Here is a 23,361-nt window from a genome sequence, read left to right on the forward strand (position 1 = left end):
GTCGGTGCACAAGCCTGAACGAGGACCGGATCACACCAGCGCCGCGACCGCCATCGCCGCGACAGCGAGCCCGCCGAGGGCGGCCTCCGCGCGATCGAGCCGGCGCGTGCGGGGGCGCGCCACGAGCCAGGCGGAGTACACCGAGAAGGCGAGCGCCGCTGCGCCCAGCACCAGGGGAAGCCAGGCCGCTCCGGCGGTGTGGCCGACGTGGGCTGACAGCGTCGCCTCGGTGGTCGCGTGGCCGGCACGAGGGTGGGCGGACATGACGAGGAGCAGCCCCGCCATCAGCAGGCCCTGGAGCGAGCGGTGCACGCCCATGGTGCGGTGGGCGTCGCGGGCGCCGGCGGCGTCGCCGGCCCGCTGCCGAGTCCGCGCCGCGGTCGCGATGGCCAGCGCGACCAGCAGGGCCGCCCACGCGACGGCAGGCAGGAGCGGCGCAGGCAGGACCATCGTGTCCGTCATGGCTGCGAGCATGGCCAGCATCCCGAGCCAGGCGGTGGCCGATCGCCGGTCTCGGCCGCCGGCGAGGCAGCATGCTCCCAGGGTCGCCGGGAGCATGCTGCCGAGGTGGAGCGCCTCGACCATCAGTGATGGTGGTGACCGTCGTGGCCGTGACCGGAGTGGCCGCCATTGCCGGGCGCGCAGTGGTCCGGTGCCTCCGCCGGGACGTTGAGGGCGGGGTTGCGGCCGAAGAAGCCGTAGGGCTTCAGCGTGAACTTGGCGTAGTCCACGGGCATCACCGGCCAGTCCTCGACGCGGGGGAAGTGCGTCGGTCCGAACGTGTGCCACAGCACGATGTCCTCGCCGTCGAGCGGGCGGTCGGCGGCCATGTAGGCCGGCAGCCCGTCGCCTCCCGGGTTCTGGTTGACGAACTCGCCCGCGGGGTAGCGCTCGTCCGAGGCGTACTGCGTCACCCAGACCTGCTTGGTGGTGAAGGCGGCACGCGCGGTGACGGAGGCGGAGGGGTCGGCCATCAGCGTCGGGTTCTGCTCGGCGTGCAGCACGTAGCCGGTCGGGCGGCCCAGGCGGTTGGTCTTCTCGGTGTTGACGATGTGCCAGGTGCGGCCGACGGAGGCGTCGGCGTCGCGGGCGCCTTCGGCCTCGCTGCGGATCCGCGTGGTCCGGCTCGTGAAGGCGTTGCCGTACGGGTTCCCCTCGCCGATGGGGAGGCGCACCGCATCCACCTCTTCGACGGCGTTGGCGAGCCCGTCCACCATCATGTCGAGGCGCGCCGAGAACAGGTGCTGGTGGTAGGGCGCGCCCAGTCCCGGCGCGACCTCACTCGCCGTGGGCGAGCCCTCGATGTAGGAGGAGGTGAACAGGATGCCGGTGAGCTTCGCCTCGCACTCGATGGTGCCGTCCAGGTAGAGGTACCAGTAGAAGCCGTAGTCGTAGTTGCCGACGGTGGTGAAGAAGCTGATCACGAGACGGCGGCTTCGTCGCACCTCGTTCGCGCCGGTGAAGAGGTCGGTGTGCTTCCAGAGCGTCCCGTAGTCCTCCTCGTGCATGCAGATCGCGTTCTCGATCGTGCGCGGCCGTCCGAACTCGTCGGAGAGGACGGCGTCGAAGTACCGGATCTCGCCGAGGCAGTCGCAGCCGAGGGTGAGGGAGTTGGCGAAGCGTCCGAACAGGTACTCGCCGGTGTCGAAGTAGTTCTGCCAGTAGCGCGTCGGCGACGGGTCGGCGTACGGCACCACCATCTCCGCGATGGACGCGCGGTAGATGACCGGGCGCACCTCGCCGTCCTGGTCCGGATCGGCGAAGGAAAGGTTGCGCAGGATCAGGCCCTCGCGGGCGTCGAAGCCGAGCGAGAAGGACCAGTTCGCCCAGGTGACGGCGTCGCCGTCGACCGAGAAGCTGGGCCCCTCCGGCTGGGTGATGGAGATCGGCTTGAGGGTGGTGAGGGGAGCGGGGCGCTCGGACTCGAGCTGGAAGTTGCCCGGCTCCTCCGGCACGGGAAGGGGAGCGGCGTCGACGACCTGGGTGACCTCCTTGGCGATGACGTCGACGTAGGCGCAGAGGCCGTCGACCGGGTGCGCCCACGGGTGGTCGTCGGCGTGATCCATCCGGAAGGCGAAGACGCGGATGATGCGCCGGCCCTCCTCTCCGGCGATCGGGTACGAGCCCGGGGACAGCGGCGCGTAGACGACGTGCTCGGGGTCGAGGCCCCGGGCCGCGAGCGCGGCGAGCCAGCCCGCGTCGGCCTCCAGGATGCCTCCGATCGCCTCGAACTCCTCCTCGAGGATCGGCACCTGACCGCGGGAGCCGTCGATGGGGACGAGGGTGACCACGTCGTCCTTCGTGAGCGAGACCGTCGCATCCCAGCTGGCGCCGGTGGACACGTCCAGCAGCAGCGCGCGCGCCTCGCGGTCGGGGACGGGGCCGCCGTCGAGAGCGGCGAGCACGTCCGCCTTGTCGGGCTCGAGCAGCCCGACGTAGACGAACCGCGTGGTCGGGGAGACGAGACCCGCGATGCCGAGGATGCGGGTGACGTCCTCGATCTCGGCCGCGGTCAGGCTGGACAGCACTCCCGCGGGCGTTCCGGGGCCGGAGGACAGGGTGAGGGGCAGTTCGGTCGTCATTGCGGGTGTCTCCTAGGCGCTGATGGTGTCGATGATGTTCTCGTACGCGGCGCGGTTGCGGCGTCGGAGGATGGCGGCCTGCACGATCCCGATGACCGGGAAGGCGAGCATGGCCAGGAAGAAGGCGATCGAGAGCGGGCCGACCACAGGCGTGCCCTTAGCGTCCACGTCGCCGATGAGGAGCGGGAAATTGTCGACGATGATGAGCGTCACGCCGACGAGCCCGAGGAGTCCGATGACCGGGGCGATCACGGTCCGCCAGAGTCCGGCGCCGGTCTTCTTCCTGGCGAAGTAGACGATCACCGCGAGGCAGGTCAGGGCCATCAGGACGACGATGGCGAGGGTCGCGATGCCGCTGAACCAGGTGAACACCTGCAGCACCGGGTCGAGCCGGAACAGGGCGAACGCGGCGATCAGCACCGCGGCCGTGACCGTCTGGACGAGCGACGACACGTACGGCGACGAGTGGCGGCCGTGAACCCGGCCCAGCCGCGCCGGGAAGACCGAGGCGTTCGACATCGAGTGCTGGTAGCGGGTGACGACGTTGTGGAACGAGAGCACGCACGCGAACAGGCTGGTGACCAGCAGGACGTTGACGATGACACCGCCGACGGTCCCGAGGTAGTGCACCGCGGTGTTGACGATGAAACCGCCCGTGTCCTTGGCCACGACATCCACGATGTTCGCGGGGCCCCAGCCCATGACGAGCGCCCAGGAGGTGAAGGTGTAGAACAGCCCGATCGCGATCACCGCGATGTAGGTCGCCCGCGGGATGGTCTTCTCCGGCTCCTTGGCCTCGTCGCGGAAGATGGCCGTCGACTCGAAGCCGATGAACCCGGCCAGCGCGAACATGAGGCCGATGCCGGGCGAGCCGGACAGCACCGTGGCCGGTTCGAACGGGGCGAGCGACAGTCCCGTGGCGCCGCCGGTGGCGATGATCACCAGCGACAGCACGATGACGATGCCGACCTCGGCGATCAGAAGCACGCCGAGGACGCGCGAGCTCAGCTCGATGTGGCGGTAGCCGAGGACTCCCACGAGCGCGATCATCGCGAGCGAGTACACGTACCAGGGGAGGTCGGGGCCGTGCAGGGCGACGACCGACGACTCGAGGGTCGCGCCGAGGTACCCGTACACGGCGACCTGGACGGTCGTGTACGTCAGGAGCGCGAGATAGGCGGCGGCCAGCCCGAGCGGGCGTCCCATCCCGTACCCGACGTAGGTGAAGAACGCGCCGGGCCGGGGGATGAACCGGCTCATGGCGCTGAGCCCGACCGAGAAGAACAGCAGGATGACCGCACCGATCGCGAACATGCTGGGCACGCCGGCGCCGTTCCCGAGCAGCACGGCGACGGGGAAGCCGCCGCCGATCACGGTGAGCGGGGCCGCCGCAGCGACCACCATGAACACGATCGAGCCGACGCCGAGCCGGCCGGAGAGCTGGCGCGCCGCGCCGGGCCCCCGGACCGCGGTGGGCGCGCCCAGCAGAGCCTGAGGCTCCTGTGCTGCCGTCATGGGAATCTCCTCCAGGAGTGGTGGGATGGGTGCGGCCAGTCTCGATGGCCGGTGTTGCACCCGGATTCCGCTCCCGTGAAGAGTCGGCGCTCGCCGAATGAGACGCCCGTGTCGCATTCGGCGGTCACCCGATCGTGACGGCGGTGAAACGCGCCCGCAACACGCGCTGCATAGCCTCGCGGGCAGGAGCAGCACGTGACCGCACTGAACAGGACGGCCCTCAGCCGAGCGATCTCCGACCCGCGGCCGGTCGATGGTCTCCCGTCGCGCTCGCCGATGGCCGGGCTGGACCGCCGCAGCCTCGGCTTCGTCGACGTGCTCGCCCAGTCGGTCGGTGCGGTAGCACCCTCCGCAGCCGCCGCGACCTGCCCGGCCCTCGTCGCGGCGCGTGCGGGCTCGGGGACGCTCCTCGCATTCCTGCTCGCCGGTGTGCTCGTCGCCCTCGTCGCGTACGCGGTCAACCAGTTCACCCGCCGGATGGCCGCGACGGGATCGCTGTACACCTTCGCCGCACGGGGTCTCGGCGTCCGGGCGGGCTTCGCCACCGCCGCGGCGATGCTGGTCGGTTACGGATTCGTGGCGATGTTCGCGTTGCTCGGGGCGGCCTACTACACCCTGACGCTGCTTCGGCGGACGGAGCCCGGGGTCGCGGGGTCCGAGCCGCTGGTGGTCGTGCTGCTGCTGGTCTTCGGGGGCGTCTGCCTGCTCGTCCTCTGGCGCGGCATCCGGATCTCCGCGCGGGTCACCCTGGTGATCGAGCTGGTGTCGATCGCGGCCATCCTGGTGCTCATCGGCGTGCTGTTGGGCTCGGTCCCGCACACGTCGTTCTCGGCCGTCGCCGTTCCGCACGGAGTGACCGGGACGCAGCTGGCCGCAGGCACGACGGTCGCGATCACCGCGTTCGTCGGCTTCGAGAGCGCGGCGACCCTCGGGGTGGAGGCCCGGAAGCCCTTCGCCACGGTGCCGCGGACCATCCGCTGGACAGTGATCGCCGCCGGGGCCCTCTACCTCCTGTCGGCGTACACGCAGCTCGCCGGCTTCGACGCGTTCGGCGGCTCGCTCGCGAACAGTTCCAGCCCGGTCAACGACCTCGCCACCCGCGCCGGCGTCGCCTGGATCGGCCTGCTGCTCGACGGCGCACTCGCGTGCTCCTTCATCGCGTGCGCCCTCGCCTCGACGACCGCGCTCGCGCGCGTGCTGTTCTCCCTCGGGCGCGAGGGGATCGCTCCCCGGGCACTCGGCCGCACCCACCGCCGTTTCCGCACGCCGCACGTCGCGCTCGCCTGGGGCGTCGCAGTCGAGGTCGTCGTGCCGGCGGCCCTGGTGCTGTGCGGGCTGGACCCGTGGCAGGCGATGGGGGTCATCGTGGTGTGCGCGGCGGCCGGCTACATGACCGCTTACACGCTCGTCTCCGTGGCGACGCCGTTCTTCCTGCGTCGTATCGGCGAGTTCACGGTGGGGCCGGCCGTGGCCGCGGGCGTGGCCGCGACCGGTCTGGTGGCGGCTCTCGCACTCGACATCTGGCTGGAGGCGTCCGGCCCGCGGTGGCTGGCGGTCCTCATCCTGGCCGCGACCGCCGTGGCGGCCCTTCTCGCGTACGCGGTCTGCCGCCGCACGCGCACCGTCGCGCTGACGCGGATCGGGTTGTACGACGAACCCACGCCGAAGGATGTGCTCGGCGGCGCACCATGACTGCGGTGAGCGAGCTCAGCGGTCGGCAGCCGGGTGCGATCCACAGCGCGCTCGCCGTCTTGGAGGCCGTCGCCCACGCCGGCCCGGGGGTCACCGCGCAGCAGCTGTCGGACCAGTTGGGCCTGCCACGGGCGACGACCTACCGGCTGATCAACCTCCTGGTCCAGGACGAGTACCTGATCCGGATGCCCGACCTGCGCGGTTTCGCGCTCGGGCGGAAGGTCGCGGAGCTGGCCGGCGTGGCTCATGCTCAGGACGCCGCCCTCTCGGTCCGGGAGACGCTGGCGGAACTGCGCGGACGCATCCGCGGCGGCGTCCACCTCGCGGTGTTCCGCGACGGGCACGTCGTCCCGATCGATGTGGACCCCGACTTCCCGCTCTCCGACCCTCGCCGCATCTCGACGGACCTGTCCGTGTCGGCGCTGGGGAGGCTCCTGCTGGCGGAGCGGGCCTCGCGCACGATCCCGTCGCCGACGCGCTACACGACGCAGGAGGGCGAGCTGACGCCCGGATTCGGGTGCCTGGCGATCCCGGTGCGGGGGCGGGACGAACGGCTGGTCGGGGGACTTGCGCTGGCGATGCCGGCGGCGCGGCTGGCGGACAGGGACGGGCTGCTCGCGCTGGTGGCGGAGTCCGCGGCGCGGATCGGGGTGTTGATCGGGGAGTGACGGGTGCGCGAGGGGCGCGGACCACTCCGCGCCCCTCCGGCTCTCAGTGCGCCACCACCGGCTCCGGCGCGTCCGTCGGCGCGCCCGCCTCGCCGCGGTCGATGGACGCCGGGGCCGCCGCGCGGCGGCGGTACAGGAAGGCGGTCAGCACCGCGCCGAAGGCGAAGAAACCCGCTCCCCACCAGTACGCCGTGGCGTAGCTGTGCACCGCCGCCTCGGCGACGACCGACGGGGTCGGGGGCAGGTGCGCGGCGAGGTAGTCGGTGGCGGCGGTCGCGGCGAGGGTGTTGAGGAGCGCCGTGCCGATCGATCCTCCGACCTGCTGGCTCGTGTTGACCATCGCCGAGGCGACGCCGGCGTAGCGGCGGTCCACGCCGAGCGTCGCGGTCTGGATGGCCGCCGGCATCGTGGAGCCCATGCCGAAGCCCAGGATCATGAGCGGCGGCAGGAGGTCGGCCGCGTAGTTCGCGGTGACACCGAGGTGCGTCAGGTAGACCATGCCGGATGCGGCGATGGTCATGCCGATCGGGACCATGACCTTCGGGCCGAAGCGCGGCACGAAGATGTTCGTCGACAGCTGCGCGGCGAGCACCAGCATCACGATCATCGGGAGGAAGCCGAGGCCGGTCTGGATGGGCGTGAAGCGCAGCGTGGCCTGGAGGTAGTAGGTGACGAAGAGGAAGATCCCGAACATCCCGGCGCCGGCGATGAGGATGGCGCTGTAGGAGGCGCCGCGGTTGCGGTCCAGCACGATGGGCAGCGGGAGGAGGGGATGCGCGGCCCGGCGCTGCCAGAGCACGAAGGCGATCAGCAGCACACCGGATGCGGCGAGGAACGCCCACGACAGCGGTGAGTCCCAGCCGTCCGACTCGGCGTTCGAGAAGCCATAGACCAGGGAGAACAGGGCGCCCGAGACGAGGAGCGTGCCGGGCACGTCCAGCTTCGGCCGTGGTCCGCTCCGCGGGACGGACGTGACGAAGACGGCCGCGCCGGCGATCGCCACGATGGCGATCACCACGTTGATGTAGAGGTTCCAGCGCCAGTCGAGCTGTTCGGTGAGCACCCCGCCGAGGAGGAGTCCCACCGCGCCGCCCGCACCCGCGATGGCGCCGAAGATGCCGAACGCGCGGGCGCGCTCCTTCGGGACGGTGAAGGTCGTGGTGAGCACGGCGAGGGCGGTCGGGGCGAGCAGCGCGCCGAACGCGCCCTGGAGGGCACGCGCTCCGACGAGCATCCCGAACGTGCCGGCGGCGCCGCCCAGCGCCGACGCGCCCGCGAAGCCGATGAGGCCGATGATGAAGGCCCGCTTGCGGCCGATGAGGTCGGACAGGCGACCGCCGAAGAGCAGGAGGCTGCCGAAGGCGAGGGAGTAGGCGGTCACGACCCACTGCCGGTCGGCGTTCGAGAAGCCGAGGTCGGCCTGCGCCGAGGGCAGGGCGATGTTGACGACGGTCGAGTCGAGCACGACCATCAGCTGGGCCAGGGCGACGGTGACGAGCGTCCACCAGCGCCGGGTGGAGGGCGCGGTCGCGTCGGGTGCGGCCGTCGGTGAGGAGGGGGAAGTCTGCGACATGGGGGTCAGCATATACGAAACCGGCAAGTTCCGGATCTCTTTTGTTCAGAAATTCATCTAGACTTTATTGCGTGACGGACACTTCAGCCCCCGCGACGAAGCTCGGGCGCAAACGGGACCACACCCGCGACCCCGAGATCCTCGACGCCGCCCTCGACGTGCTGGCCGAGGTCGGCTACGACCGCATGACCATGGACATGGTCGCCGCCCGTGCGAAAGCCGGGAAGGCGACGGTCTACCGCCGCTGGCCGTCGAAGGCCGACCTGGTCGTCGAGGCGGTCGCGTGCATGAAGAAGTCGGACCTCGACCCGTCCGACCTTCCCGACACCGGAACGCTCCGCGGCGACCTCATCGCCATCATGAAGCCGCACAACGTGGTCGACGCCGAGAAGAAGCTGCGGGTCATGGCCGGCCTCGTCTCGATGCTCGCCGAGAATCCGGAGTTCGGCGACGCCGTCAACGCGGCCATCGTCGAACCGCGCGCCGCGATCAACCGCAAGCTGCTGCAGCGGGCCGCCGACCGCGGTGAGATCCGGCCCGACGCCGACATCGAGCAACTGGCGCTGCTCGGCCCGTCCATGGCGTCGTACCGGGTGCTGGTGCTGCGCAAGCCGGTCGACCGCGCATTCCTCATCAAGATGCTCGACGACATCCTGCTGCCTGCGGCGGGGGTGCGGGAGCAGACGGCGGCAAGTCAGTAGCCTGACCGACATGAGCATGGAGCCCGAGCCGGTACTGGACCTCACCACCCTGACCCCGAAACGCGCCTACGTGCTGCGGTCGCCGACCGGGGAGGAACTGCTCGCGGTCTTCGGCGGTCCCGCGGAGGACTCCGACGGCGCGACGTTCTTCGCCCACGCACCGGGATTCGATGGCGAGGTGACGGTTCTCCCCGCGGACGGATGGAGCGTGCTGCGGGAGCATCCGGCGGCCGCCGAGTGACCGACACCATCCACGGAGCCGAGTCCGCTCGCCTCCAGCAGGCCGAGGACGGCACGGCGGCGTGGCGGGACTGGGGGCCGTACGTGTCCGAGCGGGCCTGGGGCACGGTGCGGGAGGACTACAGCGCCGACGGCGACGCCTGGGAGTTCTTCCCTCACGACCACGCGCGCAGTCGCGCCTACCGCTGGAACGAGGACGGCATGGCCGCCTTCTGCGACCTCCGGCAGAACTGGTGCCTGGGGCTCTCCCTGTGGAACGGGACCGACCCCATCCTGAAGGAGCGGATGTTCGGGCTGACCGGTCCGCAGGGCAACCACGGCGAAGACGTCAAGGAGTACTGGTGGTACCTCGACGGCACGCCGACGCACTCGTGGAACACCTGGCGGTACCACTACCCGCAGGCGGCCTTCCCGTACGAGGACCTGATCGAGACGAACGCGAACCGGGGGCGGCTCGAGCCGGAGTACGAACTCGTCGACACCGGGGTCTTCGACGACGGCCGGTACTGGGTGGTGACGGTCGACTACGCGAAGGCCGGCCCGCACGACCTGCTCATGCGCATCACCGTCGAGAACGCTGGCCCGGACACCGCGTCGCTCCACGTGCTGCCCACCCTCTGGTACCGCAACACGTGGTCGTGGGGTTACGACGTGGTCAAGCCGGAACTGCGGTGGGACGGCGGGACGATCGTGGGCACCGGACCCGGCGGGGCCGTCACCCTCGTCGGCGACGGCAGCCCGGATCCGCTGTTCTGCGAGAACGAAACGAACACCGGCCGGCTCTTCGGCGCCGCGGACTCGCCGGCGTACCCGAAGGACGGGATCAATGACCACGTCGTGAGCGGCGCCGCGACGGTGAACCCGGACCGGGTGGGCACGAAGAGCGCTCTGCACTACGAGCTCGCCCTGGGGCCGGGGGAGACGCGCGAGATTCTGGTGCGGCTGACGGCACCGGATGCGGAGCCCCGCGCGGCGGCCGACCCCGGCGCGTCGGGCTTCGGTGAGGGGTTCGAGGAGGTCATGCGCCTCCGCAAGGCCGAGGCCGACGCGTTCTACGCCGCTATTCCGGGGAGCCCATCGGACGCCGACGAGGCCCGCGTGATGCGCCAGGCGTTCGCCGGTCTGCTGTGGTCGAAGCAGTACTTCCACTTCAACGTGAGCAAGTGGCTGGACGGCGACCCCGCCGGTCCGCCCCCGCCGAGCGGCCGGGGCATCGTCCGCAACGGCGACTGGCGGCACTTCGACGCCGACGACGTCATCCTCATGCCCGACCCCTGGGAGTACCCGTGGTTCGCCTCCTGGGACCTCGCCTTCCACTGCGTGACCATGGCGCACATCGACCCGGCCTTCGCGAAGGCGCAGCTCGTCCTGCTGCTCCGCGAGTGGTACATGCACCCGGACGGCCAGCTGCCCGCCTACGAGTGGAACTTCTCGGACGTCAATCCGCCCACCCACGCCTGGGCGGCCCTCCAGGTGTTCCTCATCGACGGCGGGACGGACGAGCGGTTCCTCGCCCGCGTCCTGCACAAGCTGCTGATGAACTACACGTGGTGGACGAACAGCAAGGACGCCGACGACGACGACCTGTTCGAGGGCGGCTTCATGGGCCTCGACAACATCGCACCGCTGAACCGGTCGACGCTCTCCCCGAGCGTCGGCACGCTGGAGCAGGCGGATGCGACCGGGTGGATGGCCGCGTACGCGCTCGACCTCCTGGAGATCGCCCTAAGGCTGGCCCGCTCGGACGACGTGTACGAGGACATCGCCGTCAAGTTCGCGGAGCAGTTCCTGCGGATCGCGGCCTCCGCCAACAGCTCCGGGATGTGGGACGAGGACGACGCGTTCTTCTACGACGTCCTGCACCTGGCGGACGGGCGCGACGTCCCGCTGAAGGTGCGCTCCTTGGTGGGCCTGGTTCCCGTGGTCGCGTCCTTGGCCTTCGACGACCCCGGGATCCGGACCCTCCCGGAGTTCCGCACCATCCTGCGCCGGTACCTCGACAGGCACCCGGAGCTGGGCGCGGCCTTCCACGCCCGACGATTCGGCGGGCATGCGACCTATCTGCTTGCGCTGGTGTCGCCGGAGCGGCTGACGAGCGTCCTGAAGGAGGTCTTCGACCCGGCCGCGCTGCTCAGCGACCACGGCATCCGGGGCGTCTCCGCGTACCACCGCGAGCACCCGTTCGTGGTGGAGGTCGGGGGAGTCGAGGCATCGGTCGACTACGAGCCCGCCGAATCCACGTCCGCGCTCTTCGGCGGCAACTCGAACTGGCGCGGACCGGTGTGGTTCCCGCTCAACGCCCTCCTGATCGCATCCCTCCGCCAGTACGACGCGCACGGCGAGACCGGCGTGCGGATCGAGGACCCGCTCGGCTCGGGGACCTCGCTCACGCCCGGCCAGGCGGCGGAGGACCTCGCTCAGCGCCTGATCGCGCTGTTCCTGCCGGGCCCCGACGGTGTTCGTCCGTCGGATGCGCGCTATCCGCTGCTCTCCGCCGACCCGCGGTGGCGCGACAACATCTTCTTCTACGAGTACTTCGACGGCGACACCGGGCAAGGACTGGGCGCCTCCCACCAGACCGGATGGACGGCGATGGTGGCGCACCTCATCCTGACGCGGAGGCGCGGACGGTAGCGGTTCGGTTCATACGACCGGGCGCGTGCATGCACAGGTGCGGCGGCTAGCTTCCCTGCATGGACGAACCTGTTCTGCTGCTGCCCCAGAAGGCCGCCGCGTACCTGGGGATCTCCGAGCTGGCCGTCCACCGGCTGATCGCAGCGGGGAAGATCCGGACGGTCTTCTTCCGCGGGGTCGTCCGCCTTCCGGTCTACGAGTTGGACAAGTACCGGGAGAGCGAGTCAGCCGACTGATCGACGACGGCCGTCGCGAGCAGGTCGCCGACGAGCGGGCCCATCGTCAGCCCGGCCGCGCCGAAGCCGGCGTTGACGTAGACGCCGTCGACGCCGTCCAGGGCGCCGACCGTGGGCAGCTCGCCGTCCGGGAGCGGGCGGAGGCCGACGCGGGTCTCGATCAGGGTCGCGTCCGCGAGGCCCGGCGCGACCGAGAGCGCGTTCTCGAGCACCTGTCGTTGGCCCTCGGCGGTGACGCGCGGATCGAATCTGCTGCCGGTCTCCCGCGTGGCCCCGACCGCGACCCGGGAGTCGTCGAAGGCGACCAGATAGTGGCTGGCGACGGGATGGACGGACGGCCAGTATCGGGTGTCCGCGTTCCCGACCCGGAGGTGCGTAATCTGACCGCGCTGCGGCTCCACGCCGATGCGGCGACCGAACGGCTCGAGCAGGCTGTTCGTCCACGCGCCGGCCGCGATGACGAGCGCGTCCGCCTCCACGGGGCGCCCATCCACCTGTACCGTCCAGCCGCCCGCGTCGGTCGCGGACACGGTCGCCGAGCCCGGGAGCACGGTCGCTCCGAGCGCCTGTGCTCCCGCCAGCAGGCCGGCGCGCAGCACCCTCCCGTCCACGCGGGCGCCGCCCGAGATGTGGATGCCCGCGAAGCTGTCCCCCAGCGGAGGGAACAGTTCGCGGGCGCGCTCGGCCGAGACCCGTGAGACCTCGCCCATCGATGCCGCCGTTGCGCGACGCGCGGCCAGGCGCTCCTCGACCCCGTCGATGACGGCGGCGTCGCGGTTGACGACGAGCGCTCCGGACCGCCGGTACCCGATGTCGTGCACGCCGACGTCCGACAGCTGAGCGATGAGGTCGGGGTAGAAGTCGGCGCCGGCGGCGTACAGGTCGTAGAACTCGCCGTCGGCGGCGGAACTCCACGGCTGGATGATGCCCGCCCCGGCCGCCGTCGCCTGGCCGGTGAGCTCGGCGTCCACCAGCGTGACGGCGACCCCGCGCCGGCTCAGCGCGAACGCGGTCGAGGCTCCCGCCACTCCGGTTCCGACGACGATGGTGGATCTGGTGTGCATGCTGCTCCCTCGGGACGGATGGCCGGCTGGCCTCCATTCAAACGGATTCCGTCTCCCCGTACTCGGCGCGGCGGAGCAGAATGTCCCCGACGAGAGCACCGGTTCGCACTCAGGAGGAGCAGGGCATGTCCGCATCCACCGCCGTAACAGCCGCCCCCGAGCGTCTGCGCCGCCGATCCCGCGAAGCGCTCATCGCCCTGGCCGTGCAGTACCTCCTGGGCATGGCGGCGAACCTCATCGGCGAGCCGGAGGGCGGGTTCGCCGTGGCCGTCGACTGGATCGTCATCATCCTGCACGTGCTGATCGCGATCGGTCTCGTCGTGATCGCGATCCGGCTGCTCCTCGCCGCCCGCCAGGCGCAGCTGGGCGTGCGCCTGGCGGTGTGGGGGCTCGTGGTGATCGCGGTCACCTTCCTGGCCGGGGTGCTCACGATCTCGTTCGGGAGCGACTGGGCCTCCTACGTGATGGCCGCCGGCTTCCTGGTGGCGGCAGCGCTCTACGCGGGCACGTTCCTCGCGTCCTACCGGGCGGAGACGACCGCCCGCGGGTAGTGCGCCGGCCGCAATGCGTCAGCGCGAGCCGGTCGTGAGGTAGCGGCCCAGCGCCTCGATCAGGCCCTTCGTGCCCTGCTCGCGCCCGACGCCGTCCTCCCAGAAGCGGTCGAAGAAGACACCGTGCTCGGTGTGGGTGAAGCTCGTCCCGCCGTCGACCGGGTCGAACTCCAGCGAGGCCACCGAGGTCGACATGTGCTCGCCGTCCAGCCACATGTCGTAGGTGGTGACGATGCGGTTGTGCTGGACGATGTCGGTGTAGGTTGCCACGTACCGGGAGACCGGTCCGTTGTGGAACTTGGCCTCGGCGATGTCGATACCGCCGACGCGGAAGTCGAAGGCCCACTCGCGGGTCTCCTCGAAGGCGTCGCCGGCGCCCCACCAGCTCAGCTTCTCGGCCTCGTCGGCGAACGCGTCCCAGACGCGCTCGATCGGGGCGGGGTAGTCGCGGCTCAACGTGAACCCGGAGCGCGCGAGTCGTCGTCCTGTCGTCATGGCTCGGTCCTGTCTCTAGCGGGTGAGCGTGACGTGGATGACGCCGCTCTCGGCGACCTCGGACGTCACGGCGTAGGTGGAGTCGAACCCGGCGAGGTCGTCGAAGATCCGGTGCCCGCGGCCGAGGAAGATCGGTGCGACCATGAGGTGCAGGTCGTCGACCAGCCCGGCGCGGAGGAAGTCGCGGGCGGTGCTGTAGCCGCCGCCGATGCGCACGTCTTTTCCGGACGCGACCTCCGTCGCCTCGGCCAGCACCTCCTCGACGGTCGTGTCGCGGAAGTGGAACGTGGTGCCGCCCTCCATCTCGATCGGCGCTCGCCCGGCGCTGTGAGTGAGCACGTAGACCGGTGTTCCGAAGGGCGGCCGGTCGCCCCACCAGCCCTTCCACTCCGGGTCGTCGGGGAAGGAGTGGAAGCCGAACATCCCGGCGCCCATGATCTCGGCGCCGATGTTCTCGAAGAAGGCTCTCCCGTACGCGTCGTCGACGCCCGTCGTGCCGGCGCCGGAGGTGTCGCCGAAGATCTTCTCGCGGAAGGTGCGGGTGGCCGCCCAGGCCGCGGTCAGGCGGCCCCAGTCGGGGCCCATGGGGTTCTCGGGTGAGGCGCCGTCGGGCTCGGGCGTGTAGCCGTCGAGCGAGGCGAAGAGGTCCATGCGGACGCGGGTCATGTCAGTTCTCCTTCGGAGCGGTGCGGATGAGATGGATGCCGAGCTGGTCGGCTTGACGCTCGGCGGGCGTTCGCTGCTCGCCCAGCCAGACGTGGAGGATGTCGAGCGCTCCCGGCCGGAGGCTGACGGTGCGGACGCGGCCGTGCTTCTCGGAGACGACCACGCCGGCGCGCTCGAGGATGCCGAGGTGCTGCAGGAACGAGGGGAGCGCCATCGGGAACGGCTCCGCCAACTCCGACACGACCGCGGGCGCTTTCGCCAGCCGCTCGACGACGGCGCGTCGCGTGGGATCGGCGAGGGCCCGGAGCAGGGCGTCCAGCTCGGCGGAATAGTTAGGCACATACCTAACTATGAACGTCCCGAGTCTGGAAAGCAAGAGCCGTGAGCGGCGGCGCCGGGTGCAGAATGCGGACATGAGCGAATCCGTCGTGCTCGTCACGGGCACCTCCTCCGGCATCGGCCTCGCGACCGCCGTTCATGCGGCGCAGCGTGGCCTCCGCGTCGTCGCGACCATGCGGGACACGGGGAGAGCCGGCCCCTTGCGGGCAGCGTCCGAGGCTGCGGGTGTGGAGACAGACATCCAGGCCCTGGACGTGACGGATGCGGACTCGATCGAGGCCTGCTTCGCGTACCTGCGGTCGACGTACGGTCGTCTCGACGCGGTGGTCAACAACGCCGGTGCCGGCCACCTCGGCAGCATCGAGGTCGAGTCGCTTGCGGCTGTTCGCTCGGTGATGGAGGTCAACTTCTTCGGCGTCGTCGCGGTGACGAAGGCCGCATTGCCCCTCCTGCGGGAGGCCGGCGGCCGGCTCGTCACCGTCTCCAGCGTCGGCGGCGTCGTCGGGCAGCCCTTCAACGAGGCGTACTGCGCCGCGAAGTTCGCGGTCGAAGGTTTCATGGAGTCCCTGGCGCCTGTCGCGTCCGCTCTGGGAGTGCGCGTGACGGTCGTGGAGCCGGGAGCCGTGAGCACGGAGTTCGTCTCGAACGTGCAGGCGCAGGAGCCGCTGCCGGTGCAGGGGACACCGTATGCCGACCTCCTCGACGCCTACCTCGCCCGGACCGCGGCCGCCTTCGATCCCGCCGCCGCTCAGACCGCGGACGGTGTGGCCGAGGCGATCGTCGCGGCCTTGACCGACCCGGATCCGGCTGCTCGCATCCAGACGTCCGACGCCGCCCGGGGGTTTGCGGGCATCAAGCTGAGCGATCTGGACGGCTCGCACGTGCAGAACGTGACCCGCCACTGGATCGCCGGCGCCTGAAGGTCAAGACTCCCACAATCGCGGTCCTCTCCTCTTCCCCGCCCGCGAATAGCCGCTGACCCCCTCCCGAATCCAGCATCGCCGCAACGTTCCGTAACCACGAAACAGTGCGTCATCGTGACTGTTCATCGTCGGCGAAAGCTGGCGCAATGGTGCCCGTTCCCCGGAAGAGGAAGGGGCGGGAATGGGTCGATACATCGCGCGGCGGCTGGGCCAGGCCGCGTTCGTGCTGGTGGTGGCGTACGTCGTCAGCTACCTCGTGCTGTGGGCGCTCCCCGGCGACGCCCTGGCCAGCATCACCGGAGGCCAGTCCAGCGACCTGAGCGCCGAGCAGATCGCCTCCATCCGCGCCCAGTGGGGGCTGGACCAGCCGGTGCTCGTGCGCCTGGGCACGGCGGCGCTGCACGCGGTCACCGGCGACTTCGGACGCTCGTTCGTCTCCGGCCGCCCTGTGACCGACCTGATCGCCGAGAGCCTGCCGGCCACCTTCGAGATCGCCGGGCTCGGCTTCCTGATCGCGCTCGCCGCCGGCACCGGGATCGCCGTGGCGGCCACCCGCACCCGGTCGCGCCGGCTGCACGGGCTGCTGCTCTCGCTTCCGCCGCTCGGGGTGGCCATTCCGTCCTTCTGGCTGGGGCTGCTCCTGATCCAGTTCTTCTCGTTCCAGCTGCCGATCTTCCCGGCGACGGGCAACGACGGCGTCATCAGCGCCGTGCTGCCGGCGATCACGCTCGCGGTTCCGACCAGCGCGCTGATCGCCCAGCTTCTGGCACAGGGCCTCGACCGCGAGCTGCGTCAGCCGTACACCGACACCGCCCGCGCGAAGGGCGCGTCCGCCGGCCGCGTGCAGCTGCGGCACGCCTTCCGCAACGCGGCGCTTCCGGCGCTCACGATCGCGGGGCTCGTGGTCGGAAACCTCCTCGCGGGCTCGGTCGTGACGGAGACGGTGTTCGGGCGCACCGGTGTCGGCCGCTTGACGGCGGACGCGGTGGCCGCGCAGGACATCCCCGTGGTCCAGGGCGTCGTGGTCTTCGGAGCACTGGTCTTCGTGACCGTGAACCTCGCGGTCGACCTCCTCTACCCGCTGCTCGACCCGCGGATCGTGACGGCGCGCACGACGCGTCCGGCTCGTGCGACGGCGGTGACGGCATGACCGAGGGCATCGTGGAACTCGCCCAGCCGGTGACCGCCGCGCGGGCCGCCGACGCCGGCCGCTCCCGCTGGGCGACGGTCGCGGGATGGCTGCGATCGCGCCCGGGCGTCGTGATCAGCGCGGCGTGGCTCGTCGTCCTCCTCGTGGCGGCGATCGCACCGACGCTTTTCACGTCCACCGACCCGCTCGCGATCTCGAGCGCGATCCGGCAGCCGCCGTCGGCGGAGCACCCGTTCGGCACGGACGCGATCGGCCGCGACCTGTTCTCGCGCGTCGTGCACGGCGCCGGCCTCTCGCTCGGCGCCGCCGCCATCGCCGTGCTGGTCGGGGTGCTCGCCGGCATCGTGCTGGGTCTGGTGGCCGGGTACCGCGGTGGCTGGGTGGACGCCGTGCTCATGCGGTTCACGGATGTGCTGCTGGCCATCCCGGGGCTCCTGCTCTCGCTGGCGTTCGTGGTCGCGCTCGGATTCGGGACGGTGAACGTCGCGATCGCCGTCGGCGTCACCGCGGTCGCGTCGAACGCCCGGGTGCTCCGCTCGGAGGTGCTGAAAGTGCGCAACAGCGTCTACGTCGAGGCGGCGGTCGCGGGAGGTGCGGGCCGGCTCCGGGTGCTCCTGCGGCATGTGCTCCCGAACTCGATCGCGCCGCTGCTGGCGCTGGTCGCCCTCGACTTCTCTGCGGCCATCCTCGCCATCTCGGCGCTCAGCTTCCTCGGCTACGGGGCGCAGCCGCCGACGCCGGAGTGGGGCGCGCTCGTCGCGAACGGCCGCGACTTCCTGGCCACCGCCTGGTGGCTGACCACGCTGCCGGGGCTGGTGATCGCGCTGACCGTCCTGGCAGGCAACCGCCTGTCCCGCGCCTTCACGACGGAGGGACGCCGATGAGCGCGCTGCTCGAGGTCGCGGACCTGCGGATCCGCTACCGTGCCGGGCGTCACGACGTGGAGGCGGTGCGCGGCATCGGCTTCACCGTGCGGGCCGGCGAGCGCGTCGCGGTCGTGGGCGAGTCCGGCTCCGGCAAGTCGACCACGGCCGCCGCGATCGTGCGGCTGCTGGCGCCGAACGCGACGGTGGAGGGACGCATCCGCTTCGACGGGGACGATGTCTCCGCGCTCGGCGCCCGCGCCTTCCGCGGGCTCCTCGGCCGCCGGATCGGCTACGTGCCGCAGGACCCGACCGTGTCGCTCAACCCGGTGAAGACCATCGGCGAGCAGGTGGCCGAGGTGCTGGCCATCCACGGCCTCGCGGACCGGCTCGCGGCCGCCGCGCACGCGGTGGAGGCGCTGGAGCGTGCGGGTATCGACCGCCCGGCCGAGCGGGCCCGGCAGTACCCGCATCAGTTGTCGGGCGGCCAGCGCCAGCGCGTCCTGATCGCCATCGCGCTCGCCGCCGGACCGCAGCTGGTGATCGCCGACGAGCCGACCAGCGCCCTCGATGTCACCGTGCAGCGGCGCATCCTCGACCACCTCGACGAGCTCACCGCCGATGCCGGCGCCTCGACGCTGCTCATCACCCACGACCTCGGCATCGCCGCCGACCGGGCCGACCGCATCCTGGTGCTGTCCGGCGGCGAGCTGGTCGAGGAGGGGACGCCGGATCAGGTGCTCGGGTCGCCTCACCACGCCTACACGCGCGCGCTGCTGGCCGCGGCGCCCAGCCTCAACACGTCGGGAGGCACGTTCCTGACCCGCGCCCGCGCCGGCAGCCCCGGGCACGAGGCCGCGTCGGCGCCGCTGCTCGTCGCCACCGGACTCGTCAAGGAGTTCGGCGCGAACCGGGCCGTCGACGGCGTCGACATCACCGTGAACCGCGGCCGCACCCTGGCCCTGGTCGGCGAGTCCGGCTCGGGCAAGACGACCACCTCGCGGCTGGTGCTGCGCCTCGAGGAGGCGACCGCCGGACGCATCGAGTTCGACGGAATCGACGTCACCCGAGCCCGCGGTGCTGCCCTGCGACGTCTGCGCCGCCGCATCCAGGTCGTGCACCAGAACCCGTACGCGTCGCTGAACCCGCGGCTTCGCGTCGGCGACCTGGTCGCCGAGCCGCTGCACTCGCACGGCATCGGCACGCGCCGCGAACGGGACCAGCGCGCGCGCCACCTGCTCGACCAGGTCGGGCTGCCCGCACGGGCGGCCGACCGGCGTCCGGCCGAGTTGTCGGGCGGCCAGCGCCAGCGCGTGGCGATCGCCCGCGCGCTCGCGGTGCAGCCCGAGCTGGTCGTGCTCGACGAGCCGGTTTCGGCGCTGGATGTGCGGGTGCAGGCGCAGGTGCTGGACCTGCTCGCCGGACTGCAGGCCGAGCTCGGCGTCGCCTACCTCTTCATCAGTCACGATCTCGCGGTCGTGCGCCAGGTGTCCGACCACGTCGCCGTGCTCCACGACGGCCGCGTCGTCGAGACCGGAACCGTCGACGACGTGTTCGACGCCCCGAACCACCCCTACACACGCGACCTGCTGGATGCCATCCCGGGCCGCGACGCATCACTCACCCCAAGGAGAACAGCATGACCATCCCGCACCTCCGACGCATCGGCGCCGGAATCGCCACCGCCGCGGCCGCCGCGCTCGTCCTGTCGGCCTGCGCCGCGGGCGGATCCGCCTCGACCGGCGCCGCGTCCGCCTCGGCGAAGCCCGTCGACGGCGGCGACCTGACCTTCGCGCTCGCCAACGACCCGATCACGCTCAACCCCACGGCTCTGGGCAGCGGCAACGACACCCTCTACATCGAGCGGCAGCTCTTCGACTCGCTGACCGAGCAGGACCCGAAGACCGGGAAGATCATCCCGGGCCTGGCGACGAAGTGGCAGGCGAACGCCGACGCCACCCAGTTCACCTTCACCCTGCGCAAGGGCGTCACCTTCTCGGACGGCACCCCGCTGAGCGCGGCGGTCGTCAAGGCGAACTTCGACGACATCGTCGCCAACGCGACGAAGGCCGTGAACGCCGTCACCGCGCTGCCGGGCTACGCCGGGACGACGGTCGTCGACGACTCCACCGTGACGGTCGCGTTCGCCAAGCCGAACGGCGCCTTCCCGCAGGCCGCCTCGTCCGTCGCGCTGGCGCTGCTGTCGCCGAAGTCGCTGGCGATCCCGTTCGACGACCGCGCCACCGGCAAGGGCCTCAGCGGCACCGGACCGTTCACGCTCGAGAGCTACACCAAGAACACGTCCGTCGTCCTCAAGAAGCGCGCCGACTACGCCTGGGCGCCCGACGACTACGCGAACCGCGGCGCCGCGCACCTCGACACGGTGACCTTCACGATCGTCCCCGAGGCGGGCGTGCGAACCGGCGGCCTGACCTCGAAGCAGTTCGACGCGGTCGGCGGTGTGCTGCCCCAGGACATCGCCACGCTGAAGACCCAGAAGTCGGGTCTCATCATCCGCCCCAACCCCGGCATCGCCTTCGGCCTCACCGCCCACGCGAAGCCGGGCTCCATCCTGAGCGACGAGAAGGTGCGCACCGCGCTGCTGACCGCGATCGACCGGAAGGCCGTGCAGCAGTCGGCCCTCACGCCCGACTTCAAGGTCGCGACCAGCGTCCTCGCGGCGAACACCCCCGGCTGGGTCGACCTCAGCGAGAAGCTCACCACCGACCAGAAGGCCACCCAGAAGGCGCTCGACGCCGCCGGCTGGAAGAAGGGATCGGATGGCATCCGCGAGAAGGACGGCAAGCGCCTCACCCTGAACCTCGGCTACATCTCCAACTTCAACCCGAACCAGTCGATCGTGGAGCTCATCCAGCAGCAGCTGAAGCAGGTCGGCGTCGAGGTGAAGGTCTGGACCGGGACGGTGCCGCAGTACCTGGCCCAGTCCAGCGCAGGCGCCTTCGACCTGGCCTACGGCAACCTGTCCCGCGCCGACGGCGACGTGCTGCGCACCCAGTTCCTCAACACGCTGCCGTCCAACACCGTCAAGGGCTACACCGACCCGACGCTGCAGCAGCTGCTGCTCGGGCAGCTCGCGACGGCCGACCAGGCGAAGCGCAACGAGATCGCGCAGCAGGCGGGGGAGCGGATCATCGACCTCGGCTACTACATCCCCGTCGTCGAGCTCACCACGGTGCTCGGCACCGCGCCGAACGTGCACGGCATCGTGCTCGGCGGGGACTCGCGCCTCGGCTCGCTGGTCGACGCGTACAAGACCAAGTAAGGGGAACGTCATGAAGGTCATCGGTCTCGACCTCATCGCCAACGCGCCGCGCGGGGAGGGGCAGCCCGCCCCCTCCCCGCGGGAGCGGCTCGCCGAGGTGGTCGCCGACGCCCAACTGTTCGAGGAGCTCGGCTTCGACGGCTTCGCCGTCGGGGAGCGGCACCATGCGCCGTTCCTCTCCAGTTCTCCGACGGTGCTGCTCGGTCACCTGGCGGCCGTCACCTCGCGCATCCGCCTGTTCACCGGCGTCACCCTGCTGTCGGTGCTCGACCCGGTTCGGGTCGCCGAGGACTACGCCACCATCGACCACCTGTCCGGCGGACGGCTCGAGCTGATCATCGGCAAGGGCAACGGGCCGGAGCAGGCGGAGCTGTTTGGCATCGAGCGCACACAGGCGTGGGAGACGCTGCGCGAGAACTACGCGCTGCTGCGGCAGCTGTGGTCGTCCCGCGCCGTCGACTGGGGCCCGCCGGCCGGCGCGCCGGGCGTCCGGCACTCGCCGCTGCGCGGAGCCGACATCCAGCCGCGTCCGCTGCAGTCCCGCATCCGGGTGTGGCATGGGTCGGCGACCTCGCCTGCGTCCGTGGAACTGGCCGCACGGCACGGCGACCCGATCTTCTCTGCCAATGCCATGAACCCGATCGAGCAGTACGCGGCCCTCGTCCGCCGCTACCGCGAGGTGTGGGCGGAGTCGGGGCGCGACCCGGCGGCCGCGACGGTCGGGGCTGCCACACACTCCACGTGGCCCGCACCTCCCAGCAGGCGCGCGACGAGTACCGGCCGCAGTACGAGGCGTTCGTCGCCGCGGTCGCCGCCGCCGACCACTCGTTGCCCGGCACGCGGACCGACTACGCGGACTACGACGACTACGTCGAGCGCTCCTCCGCCCTGATCGGCAGCCCCCAGGAGGTGCTGGACAAGCTGGCGCGCTACCACGAGGCGTTCGGCCACACCACGATCTCGATCGGCGGTCACCCTGGGCTGCTGGAGCGCGGAGCATGGACGGACAGCCTCGAGCTGTTCCGGTCGGAGGTGCTGCCCGCTGCCAACGCGCTCATCGGCGACCCGGCGTGGCCTTCGCCGGTCGGCCTCCCCGAGGTGGTTCCCGCATGACCCGGCTGGAGAAGCTGCACTTCCTGACGCCCGGGAACTACGAGGACGACCGCCCGGCGGAGGGTCTGGAGAACACGCTCCGGCTGATCGAGGCGGGCGAACGGCTCGGCTACGACGGCGCGTGGGTGCGCCAGCGACACCTGGAGCACGGCATCTCTTCGGCGGCGGTGTTCGTCGGCGCCGCCACGCAGCGCACGTCCACGATCGAGCTCGGCACCGCCGTCATCCCGATCGGGTACGAGAGCCCGTTCCGCCTCGGCGAAGACCTCGCCACCGCGGACGTGCTCTCCGGCGGCCGAGTCCAGATCGGCGTGAGCGCGGGGACGCCGCCGCACCTGCACCTCATCGGCGACCGCGTCTTCGACGGCGACTGGAGCGGGTACGACCTCTCCTACGGCCGCGTCGAGCGCCTGGTGGAGAACCTGTCCGGCGCCTTCATCGGCGACGAGGACACGGTCATCCACTCGCCCGGTAACGTGCAGCGTCCCCGCCTCCAGCCGTACAGCCCCGGGCTCGACCGCCGGGTCTGGTACGGCGGAGGGAGCACCGCGTCCATCCGCTGGGCAGCGACCCACGGGCTCCACCTGCTGACGGGCAACGTCATCTCGGGCGAGGGGACGGACGACTTCGTGGAGGCGCAGCGTGCGCTGATCGCGCTGCACCGGTCGCTCTCGACGCGGCCGGACGACCTCCGGATCGCGTTCGGCCGCGTGCTGCTGCCGACCGACAGCGCGGACCGCGCGACGCGGCAGAAGTACCGCGAGTACGTGCGGGAGCGGGACGCCCGGCTCGGCGTCGCGCACGGCCCACGCCGCACCCTGTTCGCGCCCGACCTCGTCGGCACGGCGGCGGAGATCGCCGAGCGCTTGGCTGAGGACGCGGCGTTCGACGGCATCACGGAGCTGCGCATCGAGCTGCCGTACGAGTTCGAGGAGCAGGACTACGAGCAGGTGCTGGGGGACACGATCGAGCTGATCGCGCCACAATTCGGGTACGTGCGGGCGGGGGCGGTTCAGACGGTGGCGTATGCCGCCGCAATGTAGCGACTTATGCATGCTTATAGCGGGTTATAG

General features: G+C 71.2%; 23 protein-coding genes. 15 read left to right on the forward strand and 8 right to left on the reverse strand.

Translation table 11 applies throughout. The annotated features are described in order from the left end of the window. Nucleotides 1-30 precede the first annotated feature (30 nt). From AB0P25_RS10125 to AB0P25_RS10135, 3 genes are read right to left on the reverse strand one after another with little or no spacing between them, the layout of a single operon-like run. On the reverse strand, nucleotides 31-585 hold the full coding sequence (locus AB0P25_RS10125; RefSeq protein ID WP_363807060.1) for a hypothetical protein: 555 nt from the start codon (nucleotides 583-585) through the stop codon (nucleotides 31-33). Continuing rightward, nucleotides 585-2,582, reverse strand: coding sequence for a primary-amine oxidase (locus AB0P25_RS10130; protein ID WP_363807061.1), 1,998 nt, complete (start codon nucleotides 2,580-2,582; stop codon nucleotides 585-587). Before AB0P25_RS10130 ends, AB0P25_RS10125 begins: the two co-directional genes overlap by 1 nt. A 12-nt stretch (nucleotides 2,583-2,594) precedes the next feature. Continuing rightward, nucleotides 2,595-4,097, reverse strand: coding sequence for an APC family permease (locus tag AB0P25_RS10135; RefSeq protein WP_363807062.1), 1,503 nt, complete (start codon nucleotides 4,095-4,097; stop codon nucleotides 2,595-2,597). A gap of 195 nt (nucleotides 4,098-4,292) precedes the next feature. Between AB0P25_RS10135 and AB0P25_RS10140 the strand changes: the two genes are divergently transcribed. Both AB0P25_RS10140 and AB0P25_RS10145 read left to right on the forward strand, forming a co-directional pair. Further along, on the forward strand, nucleotides 4,293-5,789 hold the full coding sequence (locus tag AB0P25_RS10140; RefSeq protein WP_363807063.1) for an APC family permease: 1,497 nt from the start codon (nucleotides 4,293-4,295) through the stop codon (nucleotides 5,787-5,789). Continuing rightward, on the forward strand, nucleotides 5,786-6,457 hold the full coding sequence (locus tag AB0P25_RS10145) for a helix-turn-helix domain-containing protein (protein WP_363807064.1): 672 nt from the start codon (nucleotides 5,786-5,788) through the stop codon (nucleotides 6,455-6,457). The genes AB0P25_RS10140 and AB0P25_RS10145 overlap by 4 nt, the downstream gene beginning before the upstream one ends. A 43-nt stretch (nucleotides 6,458-6,500) precedes the next feature. Here the strand turns inward: AB0P25_RS10145 and AB0P25_RS10150 are convergent, their stop codons facing one another. Then, on the reverse strand, nucleotides 6,501-8,030 hold the full coding sequence (locus tag AB0P25_RS10150; RefSeq protein ID WP_363807065.1) for an MFS transporter: 1,530 nt from the start codon (nucleotides 8,028-8,030) through the stop codon (nucleotides 6,501-6,503). Nucleotides 8,031-8,101: 71 nt separating this feature from the next. On the opposite strand from AB0P25_RS10150, the gene AB0P25_RS10155 reads away from it, so the two are divergent. Genes AB0P25_RS10155 through AB0P25_RS10170 form a run of 4 tightly spaced genes read left to right on the forward strand, consistent with a single transcriptional unit; the run spans nucleotide 8,102 to nucleotide 11,841 of the window. After that, on the forward strand, nucleotides 8,102-8,731 hold the full coding sequence (locus AB0P25_RS10155) for a TetR/AcrR family transcriptional regulator (protein ID WP_363807066.1): 630 nt from the start codon (nucleotides 8,102-8,104) through the stop codon (nucleotides 8,729-8,731). 10 nt (nucleotides 8,732-8,741) lie between these two features. Further along, entirely contained in the window at nucleotides 8,742-8,972 is a 231-nt protein-coding gene (locus AB0P25_RS10160) for a hypothetical protein (RefSeq protein WP_363807067.1), read from the forward strand. Next, nucleotides 8,969-11,605: a glucosidase gene (locus tag AB0P25_RS10165; protein ID WP_363807068.1), complete on the forward strand. Its 2,637-nt coding sequence runs from the start codon at nucleotides 8,969-8,971 to the stop codon at nucleotides 11,603-11,605. The genes AB0P25_RS10160 and AB0P25_RS10165 overlap by 4 nt, the downstream gene beginning before the upstream one ends. A 59-nt stretch (nucleotides 11,606-11,664) precedes the next feature. Next, nucleotides 11,665-11,841: a helix-turn-helix domain-containing protein gene (locus tag AB0P25_RS10170; RefSeq protein ID WP_082889045.1), complete on the forward strand. Its 177-nt coding sequence runs from the start codon at nucleotides 11,665-11,667 to the stop codon at nucleotides 11,839-11,841. On the opposite strand, the gene AB0P25_RS10175 is transcribed toward AB0P25_RS10170, so the two are convergent. Then, nucleotides 11,799-12,905, reverse strand: a complete 1,107-nt coding sequence (locus tag AB0P25_RS10175) for an FAD-dependent oxidoreductase (protein ID WP_363807069.1) — start codon at nucleotides 12,903-12,905, stop codon at nucleotides 11,799-11,801. The genes AB0P25_RS10170 and AB0P25_RS10175 overlap by 43 nt on opposite strands. Before the next feature lie 125 nt (nucleotides 12,906-13,030). Between AB0P25_RS10175 and AB0P25_RS10180 the strand changes: the two genes are divergently transcribed. After that, on the forward strand, nucleotides 13,031-13,456 hold the full coding sequence (locus AB0P25_RS10180) for a hypothetical protein (protein ID WP_363807070.1): 426 nt from the start codon (nucleotides 13,031-13,033) through the stop codon (nucleotides 13,454-13,456). 18 nt (nucleotides 13,457-13,474) lie between these two features. On the opposite strand, the gene AB0P25_RS10185 is transcribed toward AB0P25_RS10180, so the two are convergent. The 3 genes from AB0P25_RS10185 to AB0P25_RS10195 are packed head-to-tail and all read right to left on the reverse strand — an operon-like array spanning nucleotide 13,475 to nucleotide 14,957. Beyond that, the gene (locus AB0P25_RS10185; RefSeq protein WP_363807072.1) at nucleotides 13,475-13,951 is read right to left on the reverse strand and encodes an SRPBCC domain-containing protein; all 477 of its coding nucleotides are present in this window, start codon (nucleotides 13,949-13,951) and stop codon (nucleotides 13,475-13,477) included. A 15-nt stretch (nucleotides 13,952-13,966) separates the two neighbouring features. Beyond that, entirely contained in the window at nucleotides 13,967-14,617 is a 651-nt protein-coding gene (locus tag AB0P25_RS10190) for a dihydrofolate reductase family protein (RefSeq protein ID WP_363807073.1), read from the reverse strand. A 1-nt stretch (nucleotide 14,618) separates the two neighbouring features. Next, nucleotides 14,619-14,957, reverse strand: coding sequence for a metalloregulator ArsR/SmtB family transcription factor (locus AB0P25_RS10195; protein WP_363807075.1), 339 nt, complete (start codon nucleotides 14,955-14,957; stop codon nucleotides 14,619-14,621). 73 nt (nucleotides 14,958-15,030) lie between these two features. On the opposite strand from AB0P25_RS10195, the gene AB0P25_RS10200 reads away from it, so the two are divergent. From AB0P25_RS10200 to AB0P25_RS10235, 8 genes are all read left to right on the forward strand, one after another. Then, entirely contained in the window at nucleotides 15,031-15,876 is an 846-nt protein-coding gene (locus AB0P25_RS10200) for an SDR family NAD(P)-dependent oxidoreductase (RefSeq protein ID WP_363807077.1), read from the forward strand. 184 nt (nucleotides 15,877-16,060) lie between these two features. After that, nucleotides 16,061-17,029, forward strand: a complete 969-nt coding sequence (locus tag AB0P25_RS10205) for an ABC transporter permease (protein ID WP_363807078.1) — start codon at nucleotides 16,061-16,063, stop codon at nucleotides 17,027-17,029. After that, nucleotides 17,026-17,913: an ABC transporter permease gene (locus tag AB0P25_RS10210; RefSeq protein ID WP_363807079.1), complete on the forward strand. Its 888-nt coding sequence runs from the start codon at nucleotides 17,026-17,028 to the stop codon at nucleotides 17,911-17,913. The genes AB0P25_RS10205 and AB0P25_RS10210 overlap by 4 nt, the downstream gene beginning before the upstream one ends. Further along, a complete protein-coding gene (locus tag AB0P25_RS10215) occupies nucleotides 17,910-19,535 on the forward strand; it encodes an ABC transporter ATP-binding protein (RefSeq protein WP_363807080.1) in 1,626 nt (541 codons plus the stop codon). The genes AB0P25_RS10210 and AB0P25_RS10215 overlap by 4 nt, the downstream gene beginning before the upstream one ends. After that, on the forward strand, nucleotides 19,532-21,175 hold the full coding sequence (locus AB0P25_RS10220) for an ABC transporter substrate-binding protein (protein WP_363807082.1): 1,644 nt from the start codon (nucleotides 19,532-19,534) through the stop codon (nucleotides 21,173-21,175). The genes AB0P25_RS10215 and AB0P25_RS10220 overlap by 4 nt, the downstream gene beginning before the upstream one ends. A gap of 10 nt (nucleotides 21,176-21,185) precedes the next feature. After that, nucleotides 21,186-22,067 carry an LLM class flavin-dependent oxidoreductase gene (locus AB0P25_RS10225; protein WP_363807084.1) on the forward strand — a complete coding sequence of 294 codons (882 nt, stop codon included), beginning with the start codon at nucleotides 21,186-21,188 and terminating at the stop codon, nucleotides 22,065-22,067. Further along, nucleotides 22,004-22,288 carry a hypothetical protein gene (locus AB0P25_RS10230; RefSeq protein ID WP_363807085.1) on the forward strand — a complete coding sequence of 95 codons (285 nt, stop codon included), beginning with the start codon at nucleotides 22,004-22,006 and terminating at the stop codon, nucleotides 22,286-22,288. The genes AB0P25_RS10225 and AB0P25_RS10230 overlap by 64 nt, the downstream gene beginning before the upstream one ends. Beyond that, the gene (locus AB0P25_RS10235; protein WP_363807086.1) at nucleotides 22,285-23,331 is read left to right on the forward strand and encodes an LLM class flavin-dependent oxidoreductase; all 1,047 of its coding nucleotides are present in this window, start codon (nucleotides 22,285-22,287) and stop codon (nucleotides 23,329-23,331) included. Before AB0P25_RS10230 ends, AB0P25_RS10235 begins: the two co-directional genes overlap by 4 nt. The last annotated feature ends 30 nt before the right edge of the window (nucleotides 23,332-23,361 follow it).

Source organism: Leifsonia sp. NPDC077715, from assembly GCF_040686855.1.
Classification (GTDB): domain Bacteria; phylum Actinomycetota; class Actinomycetes; order Actinomycetales; family Microbacteriaceae; genus Leifsonia.

Coding starts and splice junctions, on each gene's coding strand:
- AB0P25_RS10200 (WP_363807077.1), top strand. CDS start 15,031: ATGAGCGAATCCGTCGTGCTCGTCACGGGCACCTCCTCCGGCATCGGC.
- AB0P25_RS10125 (WP_363807060.1), bottom strand. CDS start 585: ATGGTCGAGGCGCTCCACCTCGGCAGCATGCTCCCGGCGACCCTGGGA.
- AB0P25_RS10170 (WP_082889045.1), top strand. CDS start 11,665: ATGGACGAACCTGTTCTGCTGCTGCCCCAGAAGGCCGCCGCGTACCTG.
- AB0P25_RS10180 (WP_363807070.1), top strand. CDS start 13,031: ATGTCCGCATCCACCGCCGTAACAGCCGCCCCCGAGCGTCTGCGCCGC.
- AB0P25_RS10160 (WP_363807067.1), top strand. CDS start 8,742: ATGAGCATGGAGCCCGAGCCGGTACTGGACCTCACCACCCTGACCCCG.
- AB0P25_RS10135 (WP_363807062.1), bottom strand. CDS start 4,097: ATGACGGCAGCACAGGAGCCTCAGGCTCTGCTGGGCGCGCCCACCGCG.
- AB0P25_RS10225 (WP_363807084.1), top strand. CDS start 21,186: ATGAAGGTCATCGGTCTCGACCTCATCGCCAACGCGCCGCGCGGGGAG.
- AB0P25_RS10175 (WP_363807069.1), bottom strand. CDS start 12,905: ATGCACACCAGATCCACCATCGTCGTCGGAACCGGAGTGGCGGGAGCC.
- AB0P25_RS10150 (WP_363807065.1), bottom strand. CDS start 8,030: ATGTCGCAGACTTCCCCCTCCTCACCGACGGCCGCACCCGACGCGACC.
- AB0P25_RS10185 (WP_363807072.1), bottom strand. CDS start 13,951: ATGACGACAGGACGACGACTCGCGCGCTCCGGGTTCACGTTGAGCCGC.
- AB0P25_RS10130 (WP_363807061.1), bottom strand. CDS start 2,582: ATGACGACCGAACTGCCCCTCACCCTGTCCTCCGGCCCCGGAACGCCC.
- AB0P25_RS10205 (WP_363807078.1), top strand. CDS start 16,061: ATGGGTCGATACATCGCGCGGCGGCTGGGCCAGGCCGCGTTCGTGCTG.
- AB0P25_RS10210 (WP_363807079.1), top strand. CDS start 17,026: ATGACCGAGGGCATCGTGGAACTCGCCCAGCCGGTGACCGCCGCGCGG.
- AB0P25_RS10145 (WP_363807064.1), top strand. CDS start 5,786: ATGACTGCGGTGAGCGAGCTCAGCGGTCGGCAGCCGGGTGCGATCCAC.
- AB0P25_RS10235 (WP_363807086.1), top strand. CDS start 22,285: ATGACCCGGCTGGAGAAGCTGCACTTCCTGACGCCCGGGAACTACGAG.
- AB0P25_RS10215 (WP_363807080.1), top strand. CDS start 17,910: ATGAGCGCGCTGCTCGAGGTCGCGGACCTGCGGATCCGCTACCGTGCC.
- AB0P25_RS10190 (WP_363807073.1), bottom strand. CDS start 14,617: ATGACCCGCGTCCGCATGGACCTCTTCGCCTCGCTCGACGGCTACACG.
- AB0P25_RS10220 (WP_363807082.1), top strand. CDS start 19,532: ATGACCATCCCGCACCTCCGACGCATCGGCGCCGGAATCGCCACCGCC.